The sequence below is a fragment of the uncultured Flavobacterium sp. genome, assembly GCF_963975005.1.
In the GTDB taxonomy this organism is placed as follows: domain Bacteria; phylum Bacteroidota; class Bacteroidia; order Flavobacteriales; family Flavobacteriaceae; genus Flavobacterium.
The window spans coordinates 1-5,757 of sequence record NZ_CAXBFR010000154.1; the positions used below are offsets into that span (position 1 = coordinate 1).

At 28.7% G+C, this 5,757-nt stretch carries 7 protein-coding genes; 2 read left to right on the forward strand and 5 right to left on the reverse strand.

All coding sequences use genetic code 11. The features are described from left to right. Nucleotides 1-473 (reverse strand): porin (locus AACZ53_RS13410; protein WP_339839453.1); only part of this gene is annotated, 473 nt, incomplete at its 3' end. Nucleotides 474-559: 86 nt separating this feature from the next. On the opposite strand from AACZ53_RS13410, the gene AACZ53_RS13415 reads away from it, so the two are divergent. Together AACZ53_RS13415 and AACZ53_RS13420 are read left to right on the forward strand one after the other, a co-directional pair. Beyond that, nucleotides 560-1,744, forward strand: coding sequence for a serine hydrolase domain-containing protein (locus tag AACZ53_RS13415; RefSeq protein ID WP_339839455.1), 1,185 nt, complete (start codon nt 560-562; stop codon nt 1,742-1,744). Between the two features lie 21 nt (nt 1,745-1,765). Next, a complete protein-coding gene (locus AACZ53_RS13420; RefSeq protein ID WP_339839457.1) occupies nt 1,766-2,302 on the forward strand; it encodes a hypothetical protein in 537 nt (178 codons plus the stop codon). On the opposite strand, the gene AACZ53_RS13425 is transcribed toward AACZ53_RS13420, so the two are convergent. From AACZ53_RS13425 to rho, 4 genes are all read right to left on the reverse strand, one after another. After that, a complete protein-coding gene (locus tag AACZ53_RS13425) occupies nt 2,303-2,596 on the reverse strand; it encodes a hypothetical protein (protein ID WP_339839459.1) in 294 nt (97 codons plus the stop codon). It lies immediately after the preceding gene. 1 nt (nt 2,597) lies between these two features. Then, nucleotides 2,598-3,560 carry an alpha/beta fold hydrolase gene (locus AACZ53_RS13430; protein ID WP_339839461.1) on the reverse strand — a complete coding sequence of 321 codons (963 nt, stop codon included), beginning with the start codon at nt 3,558-3,560 and terminating at the stop codon, nt 2,598-2,600. A gap of 18 nt (nt 3,561-3,578) precedes the next feature. After that, complete coding sequence (locus tag AACZ53_RS13435; RefSeq protein ID WP_339839464.1) at nt 3,579-4,415, reverse strand: S1-like domain-containing RNA-binding protein; 837 nt, start codon at nt 4,413-4,415, stop codon at nt 3,579-3,581. A gap of 186 nt (nt 4,416-4,601) precedes the next feature. Further along, on the reverse strand, nt 4,602-5,757 hold a 1,156-nt coding region (gene rho, locus AACZ53_RS13440), incomplete at its 5' end, for a transcription termination factor Rho (RefSeq protein ID WP_339839466.1).

Below are 5,757 nucleotides of genomic sequence, written 5' to 3' on the forward strand. Positions count from 1 at the left end.
AAAGCACCAGATGAATTAATACGCTGTCTATTTCCTGGTAATTTTGTTTGTCCAAAAATAAAACTCCATTTACTATTAATTGGTCTATAAATTACAGCTGCATCTCTTATGATATTTATATTGTCACCTCCTTCAATAACACCAACATCACCAGGAGCAAATGATAATTGAATCACATATAAAAATTGTGGATCACCTACATATCCATCAAAACGCAATCTTAATCTTCTAATTTGAGCTTCATATCTATTGTCTTCCCCATCAGCTTGAATGTAAGAAACTCTATTTTGCATTCTAAAACGAATGTTTAATTGAAATAAACTATCCGGAGAGGTAATTCCAAGTCCTTTTCCGTAACTGTAATAAGGTAAAGCGGCTAATTTTAAATCGTTATCGGAAATAGAATCATTACTTTCTTGAGCGAAACTTATGTAACTGAAAGAAATAAGAAAAAAAAGGATGCTATTTTTCATAATTTTGGGTTAAAATATTCACAAAACTAAAAATTTAAAAAAACTTTCCTATTGCTTTTTTTATATTTGTGGAAACAAACAATTCCTTGAAGTACCTATTAAACCTAGCTTTTTTATTTCTTTTGCTTTCTTGTAAAAATCAAGAAAAAAAAGAAATCGCACAACACATTGAAAATGAAAACCTTATTAACGAAGATTCTCTAGTTCCCATTGGTTTTACGAAATTACCTAAAAAATATATTGAACAAAAGAAAATTTTAGTTGAATCGTTTTTTAATGAACATATTAATCAAAAAGATGAATTTAATGGAAGTTTTCTAGTAGCTAAAAACGGACAAATAATTTTTGAAAAATATCAAGGAAAATCAAACTTTGCAACAAACGAGTTAATTACCAAAGAAACTCCTTTACATTTAGCTTCAATTAGTAAAGTTTTAACCGCTTCTGCTATTTTTAGGTTAATTGATACTGAAAAATTGACTTTAGATGAAAAAGTGAAAACTATTCTACCTACTTTTCCTTACACAACAATTACCATTAGAATGTTGTTGAGTCACAGAAGTGGATTACCAAAATATGGCAATTTTACAGAACCAGAAAAAATTTGGGGAAGATCAAAAACGCTTCATAATGCTGATGTTTTAAATTTATTAGGAAAACATAATATTCCATTAGATTTTAAACCTAATAGTAAATTTGCATATTGCAATACTAATTATGCCATATTAGCTTTAGTAATTGAAAAAATGTCTAATTTATCGTTTTCAAATGCAATGCAAAATCTTGTTTTTAAACCCTTAAAGATGGATAACACTTTTGTTTTTGAATTAGAAAATGATAAAAACAATGTGAGTCAATCTTATAAAAGTACAAGAGAAAAAGTTCCTTTTGACCAATTAGATGCTATTTATGGCGATAAAAATATCTACTCTACTCCGCAAGATTTATTGAAATTTGATTTAGCCACTTATTCTAATGACTTTATTTCAGAAAAATTAAAAAAAGAAATTTTCAAAGGCTATAGTTATGAGAAAAAAGGCATTAAAAATTATGGTTTAGGTATTCGTTTGCGCGAATGGGAAACAGGTCAAAAAGTTTTCTATCATAATGGTTGGTGGCACGGAAACACATCTTCTTATATTACTTTAAAAAATGACACTGTTACGATGATAGCTTTATCCAATAAATATACTCGAAAAGTTTATCAAACTATGAAAATTTCGGCTCTCTTTGGTGATTATCCTTTTAAGTTGAATGAGGAAAGTGAGTAATTAAATATTCCATTATTTAAAATGAATAAAACTAAAAATATTGTTGAATTAGAAATTAAAAATGATAGGCATGAATTTAGTCTATGGTTAATCATATTAATTATTGGATTGGTTTTACTACTTAGTAATATTTACATTATAACTATTTCTGAAACTATAGAAATAATTCAAATTATTCTTATATCAATAGCATCTTTACTTGTTTTAATTGGTTTATTCTTATCTAATGAAAGAAATTATATTTTCATTGATAAATATAATTTAGTAGAACACAAAAACATATTTGGAATACATTTCAATAAAAAATATGAAATAAAAGAAATTAGCACTATAATTTTAGAAAATAATGTAAAATCTAATATATATACTTCTCAATCAACTTTTAAATTTGGTGGTTTTGAGTATACTCCAGAGAGTAGTAAAAAATATTATTATCATAAAAACATTTTAAGTTTTTATCACAATGGAAAAGTTATAGAAATTGGAAAATGGAAAAAACCATTTAATGCAAATCTAATTTTATCAACTGTTAATGAATTGCAAAGAAAAGTTTCTTAATTAAAATAGCTCAGCTAATAACTCAATCTTAAAAAAACGCATTACAAAAAAGATTGTCAAGATATTAAATATTAATCCTAGCCAATAAAACTTACTCCAATCGTTTCTATTTAGAATAATTTCTGCTAAATTAAAAATCGGCAATAACAAAGTGAATATTAATAAAACAATCCAATGTATTGAAAGAGAATTATCTAAAACTCCATGAGATTGATTACTTGTCAAAATTGTAAACATAGTAATGACGAAGACTAAAACGCTTAAACCTAAATAAATATTCTTTTTTGTAATCATTTTATAAGGATTTAAAAAAATCAAAAGCTCTAATTTCAGCATACGAATAAACCGAATTCTTCATTGGGTAAGCACAATGACCTCCATATTTAGGTGTTTCTAAATGAAAAAACGAATTTTTTTCTGCTAATTTAACCGGAAAACACCCTTCACCTAAAAAAGGATCATCTAATGAATTGATTACTAAAACTGGTTTATTAATTTTTTCCATACTTCGAGCTGGTGAAACTTTGAAATAATAATCATTTTTATCAATAAAACCGTGCATTGGAGCCGTAAAATTATCGTCTAAATAATCAAAATCTTTAATGTTTTTAATATTTTTCCAATTCATTAATTCAGGAAATTGCTCTGATTTTACTTTAAGTTTCTTAGTTAAATCAATCACAAAGTTCTTCATATAAACTTGATTAAAACCTTTCTTTAAAGATTCAGCACTTGCTTTAACCTCAACCGGAACAGAAATGGCTACTCCAGCTTTTACTCTTTTATCGATATCATTGATTCTTCCGAAATAATTTAAGACTTGTGCTCCACCCATTGAGAAACCTATCAAATATACTTCTTGAATGTTTTTGTTGAATGCAAATTGGACTATTTGATCCAAATCGTCAATGGTAGCATGATGGTATAGTCTTGGCAAGCGATTCATTTCACCACCACAACTGCGATTATTCCAAGCAAAAACAGAAAAGTCTTGTCTCAAGAAATAATCCGCGCAACTGTTTATATAAGTTCGCTGTGAATTGCCTTCTAAACCATGACATAAAATAACTGCTTTAATTTTAGATTGCATTTTATAATCTACATTCAAAAAGTCACCATCAGAAAGTTCTAGCTTTTCTCTTTTATACTTTGGAGCTGAGAAGTTTTTTACTTTTGCTGCATAAATAGTCGAAAAATGAGCATTTTTATGCAAAAAAGGTATTGATTTATCGTATTTTGACTCTTTTATGTAAGGCATTTAAACTCAATAAATAGATTAAATCAAATAAATTCCGTCTTCTTTAATCTCAATTAATTGTTGACGGTATAAACTTCCTACTGCTTTTTTAAATGATTTCTTACTCATTTTCAAAACTGTTTTAATATCTTCTGGATGTGAATTATCATTTAGTCTTAAAAAACCTCTATTGGCTTTCAATTCGTCTAAAATTATTTGAGACGTTGGTTCAATAGCTTCTACCCCAACTTTTCTCAGATAAACATCAATCTTTCCATCTTCACGAACTTGCTTAATATATCCTACTAATCGCTTACCAGGTTTTATATCTTGGTACGTTTCATTAGCATAAGCTAAACCCTTGTGCTTTTCGTTAATGATTACATTAATTCCAGCTTCTGTAATATGAGAAACAATTAAATCAACTTCTTCGTTTGTTTGTAAATCAATATTATCATTAGATAAAAATTGGTTCGTTTTACTGGTTGCAGCTAATCTATTGGTTTTCTCGTCAATGTAACAATACACTAAATAGCGTTTGTCAATTTCCATAGGACGTGCTTGTTCTTTAAAAGGAACAAACAAATCTTTTTCCAAACCCCAATTCATAAAAGCACCAAATTTATTAATGTAATTCACTTTTAAGTGAGCGAATTCATTCAATTTGATATAAGGTTTTATTGTTGTAGCTACTGGACGTTCTTCATGATCTAAATACACAAAAACCGTAATTTCATCACCAATTGAGAATTCTTTGGGTACATATTTATTTGGAAGTAAAACGTCGTGCTCTTCGTTTTCTCCGTCACCAAGAAAAATTCCAACTTGTGTGTCTCTTAGTATTTTTAAGGTATTGTATTGTCCTAAATGTAGCATATTATAATATTAATTAGCAAAGATAAGAGATATTATTTAGTTTGAATTATTAATAGGTTAAAAAGGTTATGTGTTTAAAAGTTTAAAAGGCACTTGTATTAGAAATTCACAAAAAAAACTCCCAAATTAATGAGAGTTTTTAATATAATATTTCAAGTTTAAAGTGGACTGAACACTGAACACTTCCTAATTATTCATCGAAATTAAGAATTCTTCATTATTTTTTGTTTTCTTGAATCTATCGTTGATAAAGTCCATTGCTTCTACCGGATTCATATCAGCTAAATACTTACGCATAATCCACATACGTTGGATTGTTTGTTCGTCTAACAATAAATCATCTCTACGCGTACTTGAAGAAACTAAATCAATAGCTGGGAAGATACGTTTGTTAGCAATTCTTCTATCTAATTGAAGTTCCATGTTACCTGTTCCTTTGAATTCCTCAAAGATAACTTCGTCCATTTTAGAACCAGTATCCGTTAAAGCTGTTGCGATAATACTTAATGAACCACCGTTTTCAACATTACGAGCTGCTCCAAAGAAACGTTTTGGTTTTTGTAATGCATTAGCATCAACTCCACCACTTAATACTTTTCCAGATGCCGGTTGAACTGTATTATAAGCTCTAGCCAAACGTGTGATTGAATCAAGTAAGATTACAACATCATGACCACATTCAGTTAAACGTTTTGCTTTTTCTAAAACGATGTTTGCAATTTTTACATGTTCTTGTGGTTCACGATCAAAAGTCGAAGCAATAACTTCTCCTTTTACACTTCTTTGCATATCGGTAACCTCTTCAGGTCTTTCATCAATAAGCAAAACAATTAAGTAAACTTCTGGGTGATTGGTTGCAATAGCATTTGCTATTTCTTTCAACAACATAGTTTTACCTGTTTTAGGTTGCGCTACAATCATTCCACGTTGACCTTTTCCAATTGGAGCAAATAAATCTAAAATTCGTGTAGAAATTGTACTTCCTCTTTCAGCTAAATTAAATTTTTCTTTTGGAAAAATTGGTGTTAAATGTTCAAATGAGATTCTATCTCTAATAACTTGCGGATCATGTCCGTTTATTTTGGATACTTTCACTAATGGAAAGAATTTTTCCCCTTCTTTTGGAGGACGAACTACACCTTTTACTGTGTCTCCTGTTTTTAATCCAAATAAACGAATTTGAGAAGTTGATAAATAAATATCATCTGGTGAAGCTAAATAATTGTAATCGGAAGAACGTAAGAAACCATACCCATCTGGCATCATTTCTAAAACTCCTTCACTTTCTATAATTCCATCAAACTCATAATCTGGTTCTCTGTAATTATTTTTTTTATGGGGT

Excerpts from the sequence above, each read along its gene's own strand:
- AACZ53_RS13430 (WP_339839461.1), bottom strand. The coding sequence starts at position 3,560 with ATGCCTTACATAAAAGAGTCAAAATACGATAAATCAATACCTTTTTTG.
- AACZ53_RS13420 (WP_339839457.1), top strand. The coding sequence starts at position 1,766 with ATGAATAAAACTAAAAATATTGTTGAATTAGAAATTAAAAATGATAGG.
- AACZ53_RS13435 (WP_339839464.1), bottom strand. The coding sequence starts at position 4,415 with ATGCTACATTTAGGACAATACAATACCTTAAAAATACTAAGAGACACA.
- AACZ53_RS13425 (WP_339839459.1), bottom strand. The coding sequence starts at position 2,596 with ATGATTACAAAAAAGAATATTTATTTAGGTTTAAGCGTTTTAGTCTTC.